The organism is Streptomyces sp. NPDC006207, assembly GCF_040613835.1.
Taxonomy (GTDB): Bacteria; Actinomycetota; Actinomycetes; order Streptomycetales; family Streptomycetaceae; genus Actinacidiphila.
The window spans coordinates 155,090-174,516 of sequence record NZ_JBEXSX010000008.1 but is presented as its reverse complement, the minus strand read 5'-3'; the positions used below and the strand labels follow the sequence as shown (position 1 = coordinate 174,516).

The window sequence follows — 19,427 nt, the reverse complement described above, 5'->3', positions numbered from 1 at the left end:
ACGGACGCGGGCTCAGTCCGGGACGGGGGCGCGCAGGGCGGTCAGCTCGTCGTTCATCGCGGCCAGGAAGCGCATCACGACGACGAGTTCGTCCTCGGTGAAGCGGGCGCGCGCCGCGTCCGTGCCCCGGGCGAGCGGGCGGAAGAACTCCCGCGCCACCTCCATTCCCCGCGGGGCGTAGTGCAGATGGACCACGCGGCGGTCGGCGGCGTCACGGGTGCGGCGGACGTGGCCGGCGCGTTCCAGCCGGTCCAGGCAGGCGGTGACGGCACCGGAGGTCAGATTGAGGCGTTCGCGCAGCAGACCGGGGGTCATGGCCCCGCCGTGGCCGTCACCGTCCAGGATCGCGACCAGCGCCTGCACGTCGGTGTGGTGCAGCTTCTGGCTCTGCGCGAAGTCCTGCGCGATGCGGTTGAACTCGCCGTTCATCCTGCGCAGCTGCACGGCGAAGGCCTGCAGCCCGGTCGGGGACTCGTCCTGGAAGTTGTCGGGCACACCTCCATCGTAGATAATCTCGATGATTAAGATACTCAATAGCTGAGATACATCCTTCCGCACGGGGGCAGTCCCCCGTTCCACATCCCACGGGAGAGAGCGATGACATCCCTGCCGCGCGCCGTCCGATGGCTGCTGCCCGTGGTAATGCTGGTCGCCTGGCTGGGCGTCGGGGGCACACTCGGCCCCTACGCGGGCAGGCTCGGCGAGGTCTCCACCAACGACCAGGCGGCCTTCCTGCCGCGCAGCGCCGAGTCGACGAAGGCCGTCACCGAACGGACGGCCTTCAGCCGGAACGGGACCGTACCGGCGATCGTCGTCTGGACCGCCGACCGCGGCCGCGTGACCGACGCCCAGCAGCAGGCCGCCACGGCGGCGCTGGCCTCGCTCGCCGGCACCGAGGGGGTCACCGGGCGCCCCTCCCCCGCGCTGCGCTCCGGCGACGGGCGGGCCCTGCAGGGCGTCGTGCAGCTCCGCCCCGACCTCGGCCGGGACGTCGGGGACGCCGTCGGCCGGATTCAGGGCACCGCGGCCCGGGTCCCGGGGACCACCGCCCACGTCGCCGGGCCCGCGGCCTCGCAGGCCGACCTGGGCGAGGCCTTCGCGGGCATCGACGGACTGCTGCTGTTCACCGCGCTCGGCGTCGTGCTGGCGATCCTGCTGCTGGTCTACCGCGCGCTGCTGCTGCCCCTGGTCATCATCGTCGGCTCGGTCTTCTCGCTCGGCCTGGCCTGCGGCGTGGTGTACGTGCTGGCGGACCACGGCGTCGTCCGGGTCGACGGCCAGGTCCAGGGCATCCTGTCGATCCTCGTCATCGGCGCGGCCACCGACTACGCCCTGCTGCTCGCCGCCCGCTTCCGGGAGGAACTCGCGGTCCGCGGCGACCGGTTCGCGGCGATGCGCGCCGCGCTGCGCCGCTCGGCCGGGGCGATCGTGGCGAGCGCGGCCACCGTGGCCCTCGGCCTGCTCGCCCTGCTGGCCAGTGACCTCACCAACAACCGGGCCCTGGGCCCGGTCGGCGCCGTCGGCATCGTCTGCGCCGTCGCAAGCAGCCTGACCTTCCTGCCGGCGGCACTGCTGCTGCTCGGCCGGGCCGCCTACTGGCCCGCCCGGCCGCGGGACAGGCGTCCGGAGGGGGAGGGCGTGTGGCGGCGGATCGCGGCCCTCGTGGACCGCACGCCGCGCCGGGTGGGGGCCGCGAGCCTGGCGCTGCTGGTGGGCTGTGCCGCCTTCTCCCCCGCGCTGACCGCCCGGGGTGTGCCGCTGGACGAGATCTTCGTCCACCAGGCGCCCTCGGTGACCGCCCAGCGCGTCCTCGGCGAGCACTTCCCCGGCGGTGCGGGGAACCCGGCCGTGGTCATCGCGGAGGCGGAGCGGCTCGACCCGGTCACCCGGGCCGCGGCCGGCACCGACGGCGTCGACTCCGTCGCCCCGCTCACCGCCGCCGGCCGGCCCGGCGGGGGCGAGCCGCTCGTCGCCGGCGGCCGGGTCCTGCTGGAGGTGACGCTGAAGGACGCCGCCGACAGCGACGCCGCCAAGGCCACGGTGCAGCGGCTGCGCACGGCCGTGCACGCGGTACCCGGCGCGGACGCGGTGGTCGGCGGCTACACGGCCCAGCAGGTGGACACCCAGCGGACCGCGGAGCGCGACCGCACGCTCGTCGTCCCCGTCGTCCTCGCGATCATCCTGGTGATCCTGGCCGCGCTGCTGCGCAGCCTGCTGCTGCCGCTGCTCATGGTCGCCACGGTGGCGCTCAACTTCGCCGCCACCCTGGGCGTGTCGGCGCTGGTCTTCCGCCATGCGTTCGGCTTCTCGGCGACGGACGCCTCGGTGCCGCTGTACGGCTTCGTCTTCCTGGTCGCCCTCGGGGTGGACTACAACATCTTCCTGATGACGCGGGTCCGCGAGGAGACGCTGCGTCACGGCACGCGGCAGGGCGTCCTGCGCGGGCTGACCGCCACCGGAGGGGTGATCACCTCGGCGGGCGTGGTGCTCGCCGCCACCTTCGCGGCGCTCGGCGTGATCCCCCTGGCCTTCCTGGCGCAGATCGCCTTCATCGTGGCCTTCGGGGTGCTGCTGGACACCCTGCTGGTGCGCTCGCTGCTGCTGCCCGCGCTGGTACGGGACATCGGCCCGAAGGTGTGGTGGCCGGGCGCCGCGGCGCGCGCGGGCGACGAGCCGCCGGCGCCGGAGGGCGCCGCGGCACCGCGGCGGATGGCGGAGCGTCAGACGACCTGATGCAGCCAGCGCACGGGGGCGCCCTCACCCGCGTAGCGGAAGGGCTCCAACTCGTCGTCCCACGGCTTGCCGAGCAGCTTGGCGACTTCCGTCTCCAGGTCGGCCTCGCCCTTGCGGGCGCGGGCGAGCGCGGCGCGCAGCCGGTCCTCGGGGATGAGGATGTCCCCGTGGATGCCGGTGACGGCGTGGAAGATGCCGAGTTCGGGCGTGCTGCTGTAGCGCTCCCCCTCGGCGGTGGCACACGGCTCCGCCGTGACCTCGAAGCGCAGCAGATGCCAGCCGCGCAGCGCGGACGCCAGCTTGGAGGCGGTGCCGGGTTCCGCCTGCCAGGAGAACTCGGCCCGCCAGGTGCCGGGAGAGGCTGGCTGGCGGATCCAGTCCAGGTTCACGCGCACGCCGAGCACGCCCGCGACGGCCCACTCGACGTGCGGGCAGAGCGCGCGTGGCGCGGAGTGCACGTACAGAACTCCACGTGTCGTCACCGGGACCTCCAGTGTGGGACGAGGTACGCCTTCCCCAGCGGCCTCATGCCCATAACCGAGCCATCCGGGACAGCAGTGGACATTCTGCACTAATCATAACGAATGAGACAAGATCTGACCTCTGATCACCTCTTTCGCACCACCTGTCAGGGAAAAAGCTACCGCGCTGCGTCAGGCGAGGAGTGACGTACTGTCGGGATCAGCGAGAAGTCACCACTCGTCCGAGGGAGAACGGATGCGCCAGTCGCTCCCGCGCGGGGTCAGCGGCGCCCTGATCGCGCTGGTCACACTGCTCACGACGGCACTCGCGGCCGGCTGCTCGGCCACCGGCGGCCCCGGGAGCACCGAGGCCGGTGCCGCCGGGCGGGCGGGCACGGCGAAGCGCCCCGCGCAGGTGTGGGACACCACGCCCGCCTCCCTGGCCGCGCTCGGCGACTCCATCACCCGCGCCTTCGACGCCTGCGGGATCCTGACGGACTGTCCGGACCTGTCCTGGGCGACCGGCAGCCGCAGCTCCGTGAAGAGCGTGGCCACCCGGGTGCTGAACCGGCCGGCCACCGAGAGCTGGAACCTGGCGGCCAGCGGCGCCCGGATGCACGACCTGCCGGAGCAGGCCAAGAAGGCGGTCGCGCTGCGACCGCAGCAGGTGACGATCCTGATGGGGGCCAACGACGCGTGCGCGCGCAGCATCGACCGCATGACCCCGGTGGCCGAGTACCGCAAGGATTTCTCCGCCGCCCTGCGCACCCTCGACAGCAAGCTGCCGAAGGCCCAGGTCTTCGTCGCGAGCGTGCCCGACCTGATGCGCCTGTGGGACGTCGGCCGGCAGAACGTGCTGGGACGGCAGATCTGGAAGCTGGGCCTGTGCCCGTCGATGCTGTCCGACGCACAGTCGATGAGCACGGCCGCCCGCGAACGGCGGCAGACCGTACGCGAAAGGGTGATGGCGTACAACGACGTGCTGCGGCAGGAGTGCGCGCGCCACGAGCGCTGCCGCTACGACGGCGGCATGGTCTTCGACTACCGCTTCACCCAGAAGGAACTCAGTCCCTGGGACTGGTTCCACCCCAGCGCCGAGGGACAGGCCAAGCTCGCGGGGCTGGTCTACGCCGCGGCCTTCGGACCGGACCCGGCCGGCGGCTAGCCGCGCCGGACCCGGCCGTTCGTCCGGGGTTTCGGACACGGGACGGCACGCGTGACGGGCGTACGGACTCACTTCGGCAACATCGCCGACACCTGCCCGGCACACCCATTGACACCGCCGGGAGCCCGTAACTACGTTCCCTTCAACATTTCGAACGTGTGACGAAATCTCGAACGACACCCTAAAAGGGGCGGCTTCCCGTGCGCATCACCGGCATCAGCACCCATGTGGTCGGTACTCCCTGGCGGAATCTCACCTACGTGCTCGTCCACACCGACGAGGGGCTCACGGGCGTCGGCGAGACCCGCATGCTCGGCCACACCGACGCGTTGCTCGGCTACCTCCGCGAGGCGGAGGCCAACCACATATCCGGTTCCGACCCCTTCGCGGTGGAGGACCTGGTCCGCCGGATGAAGTACGGCGACTACGGGCGGGCCGGAGAGATCGTCATGTCCGGCATCGCCGTCATCGAGATGGCCTGCTGGGACATCAAGGGCAAGGCGCTGGGCGTCCCCGTGTGGCAGCTGCTCGGCGGCAAGGTGAACGAGAAGGTCAAGGCGTACGCCAACGGCTGGTACACCACCGAGCGCACCCCGGAGGCCTACCACAAGGCCGCCCGCGCCGTGGTGGACCGCGGCTACCGCGCGCTGAAGATCGACCCCTTCGGCACCGGCCACTTCGAGCTGGACCACGCGGCCACCGCCTACTCCGTCTCCCTCATCGAGGCCGTGCGCGACGCGATCGGCCCCGAGACCGAGCTGCTGGTGGAGATGCACGGGCGGTTCAGCCCGGCGACCGCGATCCGCGTCGCCAACGAGCTGGCGCCCTTCAAGCCGAGCTGGATCGAGGAGCCGGTGCCGCCGGAGAACCTCAAGGCCCTGGCGAAGGTGGCCGCCCACACCGATCTGCCGATCGCCACGGGTGAACGCATCCACGACCGCTACGAGTTCCGCGAGCTGTTCGAGCTCCAGGCCGCCGACATCATCCAGCCCGACCTGGGGCACATCGGCGGCATCAACGAGGTCCGCAAGCTGGCCGCCACCGCGGAGACCCACTACGTGCTGGTCGCCCCACACAACGTCGGCGGCTCCGTGCTCACCGCCGCGAGCCTCCAGCTCGCCGGGTGCACCCCCAACTTCAAGATCCTCGAGCACTTCAACGACTTCGCGGACTCCGAGATCAAGAAGGTCGTCAAGGGCGCCCCCGTGGTCGGCGAGGACGGGTACTTCACGCTGTCGGACGCGCCGGGCCTCGGTGTCGAGCTCGACGTCGACGCCGCCGCCGAGTTCCCCCAGCAGCAGGCCCGCTTCGACCTGTGGGCCGAGGGCTGGGAGCGCCGCAAGCCGAAGGGCGCCAAGTGACCGTCCACACCCCCCGCGCCGTCGTCCTCGACGGACCCGGCCGGCACCGGATCGTGCCGGCCGGACCGGTCGCGCCCGGTCCGGGCGAGGCGCTGGTCCGCGTCCACGCCGCGGGCATCTGCGGCAGCGACCGGGAGGTGCACGCCGGCACCCGCCCCGAGGGCTACGTCCGCTACCCCGTCACCCCCGGCCACGAGTGGTCCGGCACGGTGGAGGCGGTCGGCGCCGGGGTGACCGCCGGCCTGGTGGGCCGGAAGGTCGTCGGCGAGGGCTTCCGCAACTGCCAGGTCTGCGAGCGCTGTCACGCCGGGGAGACCACGCTGTGCAGCGCGCCGTACGAGGAGACCGGCTTCACGCAGCCCGGTGCCATGGCGGACACCCTGACGCTGCCGGCCCGGCTGCTGCACGTCCTGGACGACGCGGCCGACCTGCGCACCGCCGTGCTCCTGGAGCCGGCCGCGTGCGTGGCGGCGGCGCTGCTGAAGGCCCCGGCCGCGCCGGGCGAGCGGGTGGCGGTCGTCGGCACCGGCACGCTCGGCATGCTGGCGGTGCAGTTCCTGGCCGCGGTGTCGCCGGCGGAGCTGCTGGTGGTGGGAACCGGCCGGGACCGGGAGGAGCTGGCCGCCTCCTTCGGCGCCACGCGCTTCCGCACGGCCGGTGAACTGGCCGCTGAGGACGGGCGGTACGACCTGGTGGTCGAGGCCGCCGGCTCCGCCTCCGCGGCCCGCGTGTCGGCGGGGCTGCTGCGCCGCGGCGGGCGGCTGGCGCTGACCGGCATCCCCGCGCCGGGAGCGCTCGGGCTCGACCCCACCGACCTGGTGGTGCGCCAGCTGACCGTGCACACGGTCTTCGGGGCGCCGCCCGCCGCCTGGGCCCACACCGTACGGGCCTTCGACGCCGGGATCCTGGACCCGGCGCCGCTGATCACGCACGACCTGCCGCTGGAGGAGTACGCCGACGCCCTCGGACTGCTGGGGAACAGGGATCCGAAGGTGGGGAAGGTGCTGCTGCGTCCGTGACCGCTCCGTGCGCGGCGGACACCCGATGTCCCATCCGTGCCCACCCATACCCAATGAACCGAACGTCGTCCGATATGTCGAACGGCGAGAACGAAGGAGCACCGTGACCGACGCACCCACCCCGAGCCCCGGCACGGCCGGCACCACAGGCGGTCCCCGACACCCGGGTCAGTACGCGCTCACCCTCCTCGGTCACGGCGCGCCGGCGGACGACCCTGCCGACGCCTCCCCGCACTCCTTCCCCGACGGGGGCAGCTGGCGCACCGAGATCCCCTCCGTGGAGGGCCCGGAGGCGCTGGCCACCGTGCTGGAGGAGAGCGAGCGGCTGGAGGTGCCGGTGCACCGGATCAGCCAGGGCAGCGGCATCTGGATGCTGACGGACGCGGAGATCACCGAGATGGTGACCGCCTGCGCCGAACGGGACGTCGAGCTCTGCCTGTTCACCGGTCCCCGCGGCACCTGGGACATCGGCGCCGCCACCCGCACCGACTCCCGCGGCGGGGGCCTGCGCGCCCGCGGCCACGACCAGGTGGCCGGCTGCGTCGAGGACGCGCTGCGCGCCGCCGCCCTGGGCGTGCGCTGCCTGCTCGTCGCCGACGAGGGCGTGCTGTGGCTGCTGCACCAGCTGCGCGCGCAGGGCCTGCTGCCGGCCGACACCACCTTCAAGGTCTCGGCGCTGGTCGGCCCGGTCAACCCGGCGGGTTACGCGGTGTGGGAGCGGCTGGGCGCCGACTCCATCAACATCCCCTCCGACCTGACCCTCCAGCAGATCACCGAGATCCGCCGGGTCAGCCGGGCGCCGATGGACTTCTACATCGAGGCCCCGGACGACCTCGGCGGCTTCGTCCGGCTCTACGACGCGGCGGAGCTGATCCGCCGCGGCGCGCCGATCTACCTCAAGTTCGGGCTGAGCAAGGCCCCCGGCATCTACCCGTACGGACGTCAGCTGCGGGAGGTCGCCCTGACGACCGCCCGCGAGCGGGTCCGGCGCGGCCGCCTTGTGCTCGACCTGCTCTCCCGGCTGGGCGCGGACGGCGGGCTCTCCCCGCTGGGCGCGCGGCAGCCGGGTCCGCTCCACCGCTTCCCGTTGGACATCGCGACCGACCCGGACCAGGCGACCGACCCCCGCCTGGCCGCCGAAAGGATCTGATCAGCCATGCGCATCGCCAGAGCCGCACGTCTGCGCACCACAGCCGCGCTGATAGCCACCCTCGCCCTCGGGGCCACCGCGACCGCCTGCGGGCAGAGCGACAACACCGGAGGCGGCGGCGACAAGGACGGTGGAAAGGGCGGCACCATCGGCATCGCCATGCCCACCAAGTCCTCGGAGCGCTGGATCGCCGACGGCGACAACATGGTCAAGCAGTTCCAGGCCCAGGGCTACAAGACCGACCTGCAGTACGGCGACGACAAGGTCGAGAACCAGGTCGCCCAGATCCAGAACATGATCACCAAGGGCGACAAGCTGCTGGTCATCGCCGCCATCGACGGCTCGGCCCTCAGCGACGTGCTGCAGCAGGCCCACGACGCGGGCATCAAGGTGATCTCCTACGACCGCCTCATCCTGGGCTCGGCGAACGTCGACTACTACGCGACGTTCGACAACTACAAGGTCGGCCAGCTCCAGGCCGGTTACATCCTCGAGAAGCTGGGCCTGAAGGACGGCAGCAAGAAGGGCCCCTTCAACATCGAGCTCTTCGCCGGCTCGCCCGACGACAACAACACCAAGTACTTCTTCAACGGCGCGATGGACACCCTCAAGCCGTACATCGACAAGAAGCAGCTGGTGGTCAAGAGCGGCCAGACCGAGCTCAACCAGGTCACCACCCTGCGCTGGGACGGCGCCACCGCCCAGGCCCGCATGGACGACCTGCTCAGCAAGTCGTACACCTCCGACGACGTGGACGCGGTGCTCTCCCCGTACGACGGCATCTCCCGCGGCGTCATCTCGGCGCTCAAGAGCGTGAGCTACGGCACCGGCAAGAAGCCGCTCCCGATCGTCACCGGTCAGGACGCCGAGGTCGCCTCGATCAAGTCGATCATCGCGGGCGAGCAGGCCCAGACCGTCTACAAGGACACCCGCGAACTGGCCAAGGTCGCCGTCCAGATGGGCAACGCGGTGCTGACCGGCGGCAAGCCGGAGACCAACGACTCCAAGACCTACAACAACGGCACCAAGGTCGTCCCGACCTACCTGCTGCCGCCGGTGAGCGTCGACAAGTCGAACTACAAGGAGGTCGTCGTCGACTCCGGCTACATCAAGGAGTCCGAGCTCCAGTAGTCCCTGAGCCGGACCGCGACCGACGATCGTCACTTCCCACCACCCGAGGAGAACGGAAAGCAGGAATGGCCGGACCCGTCCTCGAAATGCGCTCCATCACCAAGACCTTCCCAGGGGTCAAGGCGCTCTCCGACGTCACCTTGACTGTCGCCGAGGGCGAGGTCCACGCCATCTGCGGTGAGAACGGTGCGGGCAAGTCGACCCTGATGAAGGTGCTCAGCGGGGTCTACCCGCACGGCAGTTACGAAGGGGAGATCCTCTTCCAGGGTGAGACCTGCGAGTTCCGCGACATCCGCGCGAGCGAGCAGCGCGGCATCGTGATCATCCACCAGGAGCTCGCCCTGGTGCCGTACCTGTCCATCGCCGAGAACATCTTCCTCGGCAACGAGCACTCCACCCGCGGTGTCATCAGCTGGAACGAGACGCTGCGGCACGCGGGCCGGCTGCTCAAGCGGGTCGGGCTCACCGACGGGCCCACCACCCGCGTGGCGGACATCGGCGTGGGCAAGCAGCAGCTCGTCGAGATCGCCAAGGCGCTGTCCAAGGAGGTCAAGCTCCTCATCCTGGACGAGCCGACCGCCGCCCTGAACGACGAGGACAGCCGCAAGCTCCTTGACCTCATCATGGAGTTCAAGGAGCACGGCATCTCCTGCATCATCATCTCGCACAAGCTCAACGAGATCGCCAGGGTCGCCGACTCCATCACGATCCTGCGCGACGGGCGGACCATCGAGACGCTCGACATGAAGGCCACCGACGAGGACGGCCACAGCACCGTCACCGAGGAGCGGATCATCCGCGGCATGGTGGGCCGCGACCTCGACCACCGCTTCCCCGAGCGGGAGCCGGAGATCGGCGAGGTGGCCTTCGCCGTCGAGGACTGGACCGTGCACCACCCGATCGACCAGCAGCGCAAGGTCGTCGACGGGGTCTCCCTCGACGTCCGGCGCGGCGAGATCGTGGGCATCGCCGGGCTGATGGGGGCCGGCCGCACCGAACTGGCCATGAGCGTCTTCGGCCGCTCCTACGGCCGTGGCATCAGCGGCCGGGTCTACCTGCACGGCAAGGAGATCCGCACCCGCACCGTCCCGGAGGCGGTGGGCCACGGCATCGCGTACGTCACCGAGGACCGCAAGCACTACGGGCTGAACCTCATCGACGACATCAGCCGCAACATCTCGCTCAGCGCCCTGTCCAAGGTCGCCAAGCGCGGCGTCGTCAACCAGCACGAGGAGGCCCGGGTCGCGGAGTCCTTCCGCTCCACGATGAACATCAAGACCCCGACGGTCTTCGAGACCACGGGCAAGCTGAGCGGCGGCAACCAGCAGAAGGTCGTCCTCAGCAAGTGGATCTTCGCCGGGCCGGAGGTCCTCATCCTCGACGAGCCCACCCGGGGCATCGACGTCGGGGCCAAGTACGAGATCTACACGGTCATCAACGACCTGGCGGCCCAGGGCAAGGCCGTCGTCTTCATCTCCTCCGAACTGCCGGAGCTGCTCGGCATGTGCGACCGCATCTACACGATGTCCGCGGGCCGGCTGACCGGGGAGATCCCGCGCGAGAGCGCGACCCAGGAAGTGCTGATGCGCCACATGACCATGGACCGAGGTAACTGAGATGGGCAGCCCGGTGAAGACCGACAAGACTCCTCCGCCGCCCGCCGGGGGCGCGGCAACGGCCGCCGAGGGCGGCGGCGCGGCGGCCGGAGCCGCCGGCCTCCTGCTGCAGGCGGCCCGGCGCAACATGCGCCAGTACGGCATGATCATCGCGCTGGTGCTGATCGCGGCGCTTTTCCAGATATGGTCCGGCGGCATCCTGCTCAAACCGCAGAACGTCACCAACCTCATCGGCCAGAACAGCTACATCCTGATCCTGGCGATCGGCATGATGGTCGTGATCATCGCCGGCCACATCGACCTGTCCGTCGGCTCGCTCGCGGCCTTCGTCAGCGCGGCCGGCGCAGTGATGATCATCCACCACCACGTCTCGTGGCCGCTCGCCCTGGTCGCCTGCCTGCTCATCGGCGCGGTCGCCGGTGCCTGGCAGGGCTACTTCATCGCGTACGTCGGGATCCCGTCGTTCATCGTGACCCTGGCCGGCATGCTGCTCTTCCGCGGCGGCACGCAGATCTTCCTGGAGGGCCAGTCCATCTCGCCCTTCCCGCGCGGCTTCCAGAAGATCGGCAACGGCTTCCTGCCCGAGGTCGGGCCGCACACCAACTACCACAACCTGACCCTGCTCATCGGTCTCGTGGTGATCGCCATCGCCGTCGTCCAGGAGATCCGCGACCGCCGCCAGCAGCTCGCGTACGACCTGGACGTGCTGCCGCGCAACTTCTTCCTGCTGAAGCTGCTCGCCATCGTCGCCTGCGTCGTCGCCTTCACCATGACGCTGGCCAGCTACCACGGCGTGCCGATCGTGCTGCTCATCCTGGCCGGGCTGCTCATCGTCTTCGGCTTCGTGATGCGCAACGCGGTGATCGGCCGCCACGTGTACGCGCTCGGCGGCAACCAGGCGGCGGCGAAGCTCTCCGGCGTCAAGGACAAGCGGGTCGTCTTCCTGGTCTTCGTGAACATGGGCGTGCTCGCGGCGCTCGCGGGCGTGGTCTACGCGGCACGGCTCAACGCCGGTGTCCCGCAGGCCGGAATCAACTTCGAGCTCGAGGCCATCGCGGCCGCCTTCATCGGCGGCGCCTCCGCCACCGGCGGCGTCGGCACCGTGCTGGGCGCCATCATCGGCGGCCTGGTGCTCGGGGTGCTCAACAACGGGATGTCGCTCGTCGGCATCGGCACGGACTACCAGCAGGTCATCAAGGGTCTGGTGCTCCTGGCCGCGGTCGGCTTCGACGTCTGGAACAAGCGCAAGGTCGGTTCGTAAAGCAGCTACCTATCGAAGGAGCCGCAAGTGAACAGACGTACATTGATCGCGGGCGCGGCGCTCGGGGCGGTCGCGCCCGCGATCAGCGGGACGAGCGCCTGGGCGGCCGGAAAGGCCGGCACGGCGGGGCAGACCGCCGACGCCCGGCACAGGCCCGCAGGCGGGAGCAAGGTGAGCAAGGAACACTTCGGGACCTTGGAGGACGGCACCAAGGTCGACATCTGGACGGTCAGCAACGGCGGGATCACCCTCAAGGTGCTCTCGTACGGCGGCGTCGTCCAGACCCTGGAGCTGCCCGACCGGCGCGGGCGCCGCGTCAACGTGTCCCTCGGATTCGACGACATCGCCGGCTACGTGGCGAACAGCCCGTACTTCGGCGCGTTGATCGGTCGCTACGGCAACCGCATCGCGGGCGGGAAGTTCACCCTGGACGGGCACACCTACCAGCTGCCCGTCAACGACGGACCGAACAGCCTGCACGGCGGCGACCGGGGCTTCGACAAGCGGGTCTGGGAGGTCGAGGGCTTCAAGGCGGGCTCGGACGCCGGTCTGGTGCTGCGCTACACCAGCGCGGACGGCGAGATGGGCTACCCGGGCACGCTGAAGGTCAAGGTCGTCTACACCCTGACGGCCGACGCGCGGTGGCGGATCGACTACACCGCCACCACCGACAAGGCGACGGTCGTCAACCTCACCAACCACACGTACTTCAACCTGCGTGGTGAGGGCGACGGCGGCATCTACGACCACGAGGTCCAGATCGCCGCCCGCCGCTACACCCCGGTCGGCTCCACCCTGATCCCCACCGGTGAGCTGGCGCCCGTCGCGGGCACCCCGTTCGACTTCCGCTCCGCGAAGGCGATCGGCCGCGACATCCGCTCCGCGCACCAGCAGGTCCTGTACGGGCAGGGCATCGACCACAACTTCGTGCTCGACAAGGGCCGCACCGCCGCGCCCGAGCACATCGTGACGGTCACCGAGCCCGTCTCCGGCCGGGTCATGCGGATCGCCACCACCGAGCCCGGTGTGCAGTTCTACACGGGCAACTTCCTGACCGGGGCGTTCGCCGGTTCCTCGGGCCGGGTCTACCGGCAGGGCGACGGCTTCTGCCTGGAGACCCAGCACTTCCCGGACTCCCCCAACCAGCCCTCGTTCCCGTCGACGGTCCTGCGGCCGGGACAGACCTACCGCTCCACCACCGTGCACTCCTTCGGCACCCACTGAGCGGCGCAGTCCTCCCCGCAGGCGGGGGCGGCCGGGATTCTCTCCCGGCCGCCCCCGCCTGTCGACTTCGGGACCGGCACCGGGTGAACCCCCGTCGGCCGTACGGGGATGTTCTGGGCCACCGGAATGACTCCGGCGGAGAGTCGGCGCGCAGACGGGTACGCATCCCGTCGTTCAAGCCCCGCGCTTTCGCACTCGACGAGGGAGTCCCCCATGAGTCCTGACGGCAGGCCGCCGTCGCGCAGGTCCCGGCGGTACGGACGGCTGACCGGTGTGGTCGTGCCGCTCGCCGTCGCCGCGGCCGCGGTGTCGGCGCCCGTGCTCGCCACGACCCCCGGCGCCGTGACCACCGCGGCCGGCACGACGGCGGCCGTGGCCGACCCCCGGCCGCCCGGCACGCGCAGCGTCGCCGCGGACGACGACGAGGAGGAGGGCGAGGACGGCGGCCGCGACGAGGAGGCCCGTGACGAGGGCGGTCGCGAGGACGGCGAGGACGGCGGGGACCAGCGCGGCGGCCGGGAGACCGACCGGGGCGACAACGACCGGGGCGAGGGCGACGACGAGCGCGCCGACGAGCGCCGGGACGACCGGGGCGACGGGAACGGCGGGAACGACGAGCGCCGGGACGACCGCGGCGATCAACGCGGCGACGAGCGCGAGCAGCAGCGCCGCGACGACCAGGGCGGGAACCGCGGGGACGGCCGCGAGGACGAGCGAGGGAACGGCCGGGACGACGGGCCCCGGAACGACCGCGGCGACGGCCGCGACGGCCGTGACGGATCCTGCGTCAGCATCGACTCCACCCTCCGCAAGGGCGACCAGGAGATCTCCGTCGCGGTGTTCGAGGGCCGGGTCTTCATCGGCGGTCGCACCCTTCCCCGCGGGCCCTTCGTCTGGCACTCCCTCAGCGGCAACCGCGGCTACCCGCGCGGCGTCTGCGGCGCCACGGTGACCTCCGTCGGCTCCGGGGTGTGGGTCAAGGCGATCACCCGGGACGGCCGGGTGGTCGAGACGCACTGCGTCATCCGGGAGACCCAGGGCAAGCAGAGCTCGTGCGGGGAGTGGAAGACCCTGGACAGCCGCTCGTTCCGGGCGGCCAGGTGACCCTGCGCCCGCGCGGTCCGGTCGCTCACCGGCCCGCGCGGGCGCGGTGCGTCAGGAGGCGTCCTGCCAGTACAGCGCCGGCCGCGGGGTGCCGGGCGGCGCCGAAGCGAAGGCCGGCGGGACCTCGGCGGTCAGCGCGGGGTACGTGTCCGGAGCGGGCGCCTGGGGGCGCGGCTGGGGCTGCGTCTGAGGCGGCACCTGAGGCTGCTGCTGCGACTGCTGCTGTGGCTCGGGCCTGAATTCGTAGACCGGCTGCTGCTGTGGCTCGGGCCTGAACTCGTAGACCGGCTGCGGCGGCATCGGCGGCGGCCCCACGGGCTGCTCGTACATCGGCTGGGGCGGCGGGGCCTGCTGGATCTGCGGGAGCGGCTGCACCGGCGGCATGGCGGGCTGTACGGGCGGCGCGGGCTGGATCTGCGGCAGCTGCTGCGGAGCGGGCTGCGGGGGCTGCTCCTGGACGGGCGCGGCAGCCGCCGCGGGCGTGGGCGCGGGCGCCGCGTACCAGGTGCTGCCGTACAGCACCGTGCTCAGCCCGGTCAGCAGCCGCTGCACGTCGGCCTGCGGCCGGACCACGAGCCGCATGAAACGGCTGCTGCTGCCCAGCTTGTTGCCGCATTCGCGGACCAGCACCCCGTGCTCGGCCAGCAGCCGGTCGCGCAGCACGGCGCCGTCGACGCCGTCGGGGAGCTTGACGAAGACGAAGTTGCCCTGGGACGGGTAGACGGTCAGCCCCGGCAGGGCCGCGAGCTGCCAGGTCATCTCCTGCCGGTCGCGGGAGACCAGGCGCAGGCTCTGCGCGTACTCCTCGCGGTGGTCCTTGAGCATGAAGACCACCGCCTCCGCGAAGGAGTTGAGGTTCCACTTGGGCAGCATGCGGCGGACCTTCCCGGCCAGCGCGGGGTTGGCGACGAGGTAGCCGAAGCGGATGCCGTGCAGGCCGAAGTTCTTGCCGAGGCTGCGCAGGACGATCACGTTGGGCCGCAGGACGGCCTCGCCGGCGACGCTCGGCCAGGCCTCGGCGTCGGTGAAGTCGAGGAAGGACTCGTCGATCACGACGAGGTCGAGGTCGGACAGGGCGTCCATGAGCGCGACGACGGCGTGCTTGGGGAGGAAGCCGCCGTCGGGGTTGTTGGGGTTGCAGATCACGGCCGTACGCGAACCCCGTGCGCGGACGAACGAGACGAAGGCCGCCGGATCGAGGGCGAATCCGGCGGCCTCCGGGAGGAGGAACATGTCGACGCGCTTGCCGGTCTCCATGGGCTGGTCGGTCCAGCGGCCGAAGGTCGGTATGGGGACGGCCAGGCTCTCGCGGACCAGCAGGTGGTCGATCCAGGTGATCAGCTCGGTCGAGCCGTTGCCCATGGCCACGGTCTGCGGGTTGAGGCCGAGCAGCGAGCACAGCTCGTTGGTGATGACGTCCGTGCTGCTCGGGTAGTACGTGAGGATGTCCCGCATCGACTCCTGGAGCTTGTCGTACATGGCCGGGCTCGGGAAGTAGGGGTTGCACGGGATGCAGAAGTCGACGATGTCGTGTCCTGCGTCGGAGGACGACAGGCCGCCGGCGGCGCGGCGCAGCGCGAAGTACGAGGGACTGTGCGCGGTGTTGGCGCGGAACAACTCGGTGGCATTACCGGTGGCGCCGACTGCGACGGTCACGGCAGAACCTCCCTCGATCACGGGGGCCACGCCGCGGCGGCCCGCTTCCCCTTGCCTGCACCACCTTTTCGCATATTCCTCACATCTGGTACATGTGTGGGGTTTACGGGACAAGTGGTGCACGGTTCGGCTATCTTGCGGCCGTCCCCGGTCTCATACGGGCCCGGCGGGGCTTCCGTTCAGTCATCGCCTCCCCTGACCGCGCAGGCCCACGGCGACGGTGGTGATCCGGCCCGCGGCGGCCGGCGCGACGAGCTTCACGTCCCCGGCCGGGACATGGTCGAGCACCCGGGTCCGCGTGCGGCCCCTGTCCTTCACCTCTCCTCAGCCGAGCGTGCCCGCGGCCGCGACGAGGAGGGCACGGATCTGGGCGGTGACCGCGAGCCGCTGGGCGACGAAGGCGGGGTCGGTGACCGTGCCGGTGGCCGGGTCGGTGTTGCCGGGGCCGAAGTGCAGCACCGGGGTGTGGACATGGCCGCCCGGGGCGGGCAGCGCGAGCCTGTCCCGCAGCAGGGTGGCCCGGTAGGCGATCTCGTTGGAGAGGTAGTCGCCGCCGCCCCCGGCGCGGGCCGCGGAGCCGGAGGTCGGGCCGCCGTCACGGGTGACGGGGTCGGTCGCCCCGGCGGGGACCTCGGTGACGGTGGTGCGGTCGTGCACCGGGAAGGGGCCGGTGCCGGCGGCGGCGAGCGCCGCGTACGGCAGCGTGGACGCCGTCCACTGCGGCTGCCGGTCGGCGGCGGCCACCGGGACCGGGACCGGGCCGGTGACGGACAGGCCGGTGTTGTCGGGATGGCCGCCGCGCCAGGCGCCGTTGAAGCGTTCGAGGTCGAAGCGTCCGTCCCGGCCCTGGCTGACGGTCGCGAACAGGTCGACCCGGCGCGGGCCTGGCCGGAACCGGGGGCACAGGACGGCTTCGACCGTGCCGTCGGCGAAGTCGCCCCAGCGCACCGGGAAGACGACGGTCTCGACGCGGGCGGGGCCCGCGGCGGTCGCGAGGGTGACGCCGTCCAGGGCGAGCGCCGCAGCCCCGGAGGGATTGCTGCAGCGTATGTCGGTGTCCAGCCGGAAGGGGTCGAAGCCGGTCAGCAGGATGCGCCGCACGCCCTCGGCCAGGGGCGGGCGGACGGCCTCCTGTCCGCGCGAGGCGCGCTCCAGCCGGGCCGCCAGCGCGACACGGCCGGCGGCGGGCAGCGCGAACGCCGGTTCCCACCGGCGCAGTTCCGCGCCGAGGGCGAGCCGGGCCCAGTACAGCGGCCGGTCGTCGTCGTGGCTCAGGTCACCGCCCACCGCCCCGCGGCCCTGGGCCCGGTCCACCGCGGCCCGCCACAGCGCGCGCCCGTGCCGCCGCACGCTCCGGGCGGCCGAGGCCGGGTCGCGGGCCTCCGCCAGGGCCCGGGCGAACCGCGGGGCCGCGGTGTCGAAGCCGCCGCGGCGCAGGATCTCCCGCGGCACGGCCCGCTCCAGGCGCAGTTCCTCCGCCGTGGGCGGCGGCACGTCGGCGGGCACGGCAGGGCGGAGCGGCAGGCGCATCGCGGGGAACCTCCGGGCGGTCGGGTAGCGGGTCGGCCGCCCGGAGCATGGCGCACCGGGGCACCGCTCCGCCAGGGGTCCCGGGCGCTACGCCGGCTTGCGGGCGAGGAAGAAGATGCTCGGCCCGAACCCCACGCGGGCCAGCGGGGACTGCAGCGCCCCCTCGGCCCGTACCAGCGTCGCGTGCGGGACCACCCGCTTGAGCCGCGCGCTGCGCAGGTTGGACACCGACAGCCGGCGCTCCACGCGCAGCCCCGCGGCCTCCAGCTGCGCGGCCACCGTGCGCGGGTGGTGGTTGACGAACGGGATGCTGTCGCGCTCGCGGTTCTCCGCCGAGCGGATGTCCACCGGCGACCGCGGCACCCGCCGGCGGTGCGCCGCGTAGCGCAGCCGGTTGGCGGCGTGCGCGAGGTTGGCGGTCTCGACGACGGCGGTGCCGCCCGGCCGCAGCACCCTGGCGATCTCGGTCAGCGCGGCCCCCGGGTCGGGCAGGTGGTGCATGACGCGGATCATGGTGACCAGGTCGACGCTCGCGGAGTGCAGCCCGAGGCCTCCCGCGCTCATCAGCCGCATGCTCACCCCCGCGAGCCCCCTGAGGAACTCCTCCGCGTCGTCCAGCTGCTTGCGGCTGGCGTCCACCAGCGTGACCCGGTCGGCGAACTCCCGCAGCACCGGCACGAGCCGGCCGAAGCCGCCGCCGACGTCCGCCGCGTGCCCGAAGTGCCGCCCTTCGAGCAGCCGCCGCAACGCGGCGACCTCGGCGTCGTGTTCGTAGCCGCGGCCTTCCCAGTAGGTGCGGTAGCTCTGCGGATTGTCGTCGTACTGGTTGGTGCGCTGCGCCATGGCGCGCCTCCCCCTCGCGTGCTCGTCCACAGGGCATAAGTCACGCGGCAGGTGCGGAACGGTTCCCTCCGGATCGCCCCCGGCGGCTACGGCTTGCCCAAGTCCAGCCGCCCCACCGGCGCACCCGGCTCCGGCCGCGGCTCGGGCACCTCCTGCGGCTGCATCAACGCACGCACCAAAAGCGTCGCACCCGCCACCGCACCCGGCATGAGCAGCACCGACACCAACGGCACCAGGAAACACAGGATCAACGGCACACCGAAGCCCAGCGTCAGCGCCATCCGCCCGCGCAGCATCCGCATCCGCATCCGCAACGGGACCTCACGCCGCTGGAAGGCCACCCCGCCGCCGAGCCCCCGGCGGCTACGGCTTGCCCAAGTCCAGCCGCCCCACCGGCGCACCCGGCTCCGGCCGCGGCTCGGGCACCTCCTGCGGCTGCATCAACGCACGCACCAAAAGCGTCGCACCCGCCACCGCACCCGGCATGAGCAGCACCGACACCAACGGCACCAGGAAACACAGGATCAACGGCACACCGAAGCCCAGCGTCAGCGCCATCCGCCCGCGCAGCATCCGCATCCGCATCCGCAACGGGACCTCACGCCGCTGGAAGGCCACCCCGCTGAGTTCGAGGGCGAGGAAGTACCCGGAGACGCAGAAGCCGATCGCGGGGACGACGGTCTGGCCGACGAAGGGGATGAAGCCTGCGGCGAACAGCAGGATGCCCCAGGCGGCGACCCGGACCAGCACCCGCAGGCTGTCCCGGGCGGACTGCAGCAGCTCCCGCCACAGCGGGACGTCGGGGGCGTCGGGCGCGCCGCCCTCGGTGACGTCGACCCGCTCGGCGAGGGACTCGTAGAAGGGCTGGCCGACCAGGAGCGTCACCGCTGTGAAGGAGATCACCGCCAGCAGCAGGCCGCCGCCGAAGGCGACCGCGGTGAGCAGCCCGCGGAACAGGCCGCGCCAGGGCGAGTCCCAGTCGTCGGCGAAGGGCGTGGCCCAGGCGGTCGCGTCGTCGGCCCAGAAGGCGAGGACGACCAGTGCCGCCACGTAGCCGACGAGGGTGATCAGCGCCGGCAGCAGCCCGAAGCCGAACCAGCGGCCGTGCCGGAGCACCCAGCGCTGGCCGTCCACGAAGAGCCGTATCCCGTTGGCAAGATCTCGCATGCGCGA

The 19,427-nt window shown here is 71.9% G+C and carries 17 protein-coding genes and 1 pseudogene; 10 read left to right on the top strand and 8 right to left on the bottom strand.

Annotated features, from left to right (window positions below; translation table 11 throughout):
* Window positions 1–12: 12 nt before the first annotated feature.
* Window positions 13–459: a MarR family winged helix-turn-helix transcriptional regulator gene (locus ABZ312_RS08855; protein WP_500322390.1), complete on the bottom strand. Its 447-nt coding sequence runs from the start codon at window positions 457–459 to the stop codon at window positions 13–15.
* Window positions 460–597: 138 nt separating this feature from the next.
* Here ABZ312_RS08855 and ABZ312_RS08850 point away from each other — a divergent pair, with 138 nt between their 5' ends.
* Window positions 598–2,733 carry an MMPL family transporter gene (locus ABZ312_RS08850; protein WP_500322057.1) on the top strand — a complete coding sequence of 712 codons (2,136 nt, stop codon included), beginning with the start codon at window positions 598–600 and terminating at the stop codon, window positions 2,731–2,733.
* On the opposite strand, the gene ABZ312_RS08845 is transcribed toward ABZ312_RS08850, so the two are convergent.
* Window positions 2,721–3,215, bottom strand: a complete 495-nt coding sequence (locus tag ABZ312_RS08845; RefSeq protein WP_499511723.1) for a DUF3145 domain-containing protein — start codon at window positions 3,213–3,215, stop codon at window positions 2,721–2,723. The two genes, ABZ312_RS08850 and ABZ312_RS08845, sit on opposite strands and share 13 nt — an antisense overlap.
* A 235-nt stretch (window positions 3,216–3,450) precedes the next feature.
* Between ABZ312_RS08845 and ABZ312_RS08840 the strand changes: the two genes are divergently transcribed.
* From ABZ312_RS08840 to ABZ312_RS08800, 9 genes are all read left to right on the top strand, one after another.
* Window positions 3,451–4,359: an SGNH/GDSL hydrolase family protein gene (locus tag ABZ312_RS08840; protein ID WP_500322056.1), complete on the top strand. Its 909-nt coding sequence runs from the start codon at window positions 3,451–3,453 to the stop codon at window positions 4,357–4,359.
* A gap of 200 nt (window positions 4,360–4,559) precedes the next feature.
* Window positions 4,560–5,720: a mandelate racemase/muconate lactonizing enzyme family protein gene (locus ABZ312_RS08835; protein ID WP_500322055.1), complete on the top strand. Its 1,161-nt coding sequence runs from the start codon at window positions 4,560–4,562 to the stop codon at window positions 5,718–5,720.
* Window positions 5,717–6,739 carry a zinc-dependent alcohol dehydrogenase gene (locus tag ABZ312_RS08830; protein WP_500322054.1) on the top strand — a complete coding sequence of 341 codons (1,023 nt, stop codon included), beginning with the start codon at window positions 5,717–5,719 and terminating at the stop codon, window positions 6,737–6,739. Before ABZ312_RS08835 ends, ABZ312_RS08830 begins: the two co-directional genes overlap by 4 nt.
* Window positions 6,740–6,842: 103 nt before the next feature.
* Window positions 6,843–7,889 (top strand): hypothetical protein, encoded by a 1,047-nt coding sequence (locus tag ABZ312_RS08825; RefSeq protein WP_500322053.1) that lies wholly within the window; start codon window positions 6,843–6,845, stop codon window positions 7,887–7,889.
* A 6-nt stretch (window positions 7,890–7,895) separates the two neighbouring features.
* Window positions 7,896–9,020 (top strand): multiple monosaccharide ABC transporter substrate-binding protein, encoded by a 1,125-nt coding sequence (gene chvE, locus ABZ312_RS08820; RefSeq protein WP_500357927.1) that lies wholly within the window; start codon window positions 7,896–7,898, stop codon window positions 9,018–9,020.
* Window positions 9,021–9,085: 65 nt separating this feature from the next.
* Window positions 9,086–10,636 carry a multiple monosaccharide ABC transporter ATP-binding protein gene (gene mmsA / locus ABZ312_RS08815; protein ID WP_500322049.1) on the top strand — a complete coding sequence of 517 codons (1,551 nt, stop codon included), beginning with the start codon at window positions 9,086–9,088 and terminating at the stop codon, window positions 10,634–10,636.
* A 1-nt stretch (window position 10,637) separates the two neighbouring features.
* Window positions 10,638–11,897, top strand: coding sequence for an ABC transporter permease family protein (gene mmsB, locus ABZ312_RS08810; protein WP_499511730.1), 1,260 nt, complete (start codon window positions 10,638–10,640; stop codon window positions 11,895–11,897).
* Between the two features lie 42 nt (window positions 11,898–11,939).
* The gene (locus ABZ312_RS08805; RefSeq protein WP_500322389.1) at window positions 11,940–13,121 is read left to right on the top strand and encodes an aldose epimerase family protein; all 1,182 of its coding nucleotides are present in this window, start codon (window positions 11,940–11,942) and stop codon (window positions 13,119–13,121) included.
* A gap of 213 nt (window positions 13,122–13,334) precedes the next feature.
* The gene (locus tag ABZ312_RS08800) at window positions 13,335–14,225 is read left to right on the top strand and encodes a hypothetical protein (protein WP_500322047.1); all 891 of its coding nucleotides are present in this window, start codon (window positions 13,335–13,337) and stop codon (window positions 14,223–14,225) included.
* Window positions 14,226–14,276: 51 nt separating this feature from the next.
* Here ABZ312_RS08800 and ABZ312_RS08795 read toward each other — a convergent pair whose 3' ends face one another.
* The 6 genes and pseudogenes from ABZ312_RS08795 to ABZ312_RS08770 all read right to left on the bottom strand — a co-directional run bounded on the left by ABZ312_RS08795 (window position 14,277) and on the right by ABZ312_RS08770 (window position 19,421).
* On the bottom strand, window positions 14,277–15,881 hold the full coding sequence (locus ABZ312_RS08795) for a pyridoxal phosphate-dependent aminotransferase (protein WP_500436902.1): 1,605 nt from the start codon (window positions 15,879–15,881) through the stop codon (window positions 14,277–14,279).
* Between the two features lie 183 nt (window positions 15,882–16,064).
* A complete protein-coding gene (locus ABZ312_RS08790) occupies window positions 16,065–16,199 on the bottom strand; it encodes a hypothetical protein (protein ID WP_500322044.1) in 135 nt (44 codons plus the stop codon).
* Between the two features lie 6 nt (window positions 16,200–16,205).
* Window positions 16,206–17,411, bottom strand: coding sequence for a PA0049 C-terminal domain-containing protein (locus ABZ312_RS08785; protein WP_500436900.1), 1,206 nt, complete (start codon window positions 17,409–17,411; stop codon window positions 16,206–16,208).
* Between the two features lie 87 nt (window positions 17,412–17,498).
* Complete coding sequence (locus ABZ312_RS08780; protein ID WP_500322040.1) at window positions 17,499–18,254, bottom strand: class I SAM-dependent methyltransferase; 756 nt, start codon at window positions 18,252–18,254, stop codon at window positions 17,499–17,501.
* Window positions 18,255–18,340: 86 nt separating this feature from the next.
* Window positions 18,341–18,595, bottom strand: a pseudogene (locus ABZ312_RS08775) (EI24 domain-containing protein); the annotation flags it as partial.
* Between the two features lie 22 nt (window positions 18,596–18,617).
* Window positions 18,618–19,421 carry an EI24 domain-containing protein gene (locus tag ABZ312_RS08770; protein ID WP_500322039.1) on the bottom strand — a complete coding sequence of 268 codons (804 nt, stop codon included), beginning with the start codon at window positions 19,419–19,421 and terminating at the stop codon, window positions 18,618–18,620.
* Between the last annotated feature and the right edge of the window lie 6 nt (window positions 19,422–19,427).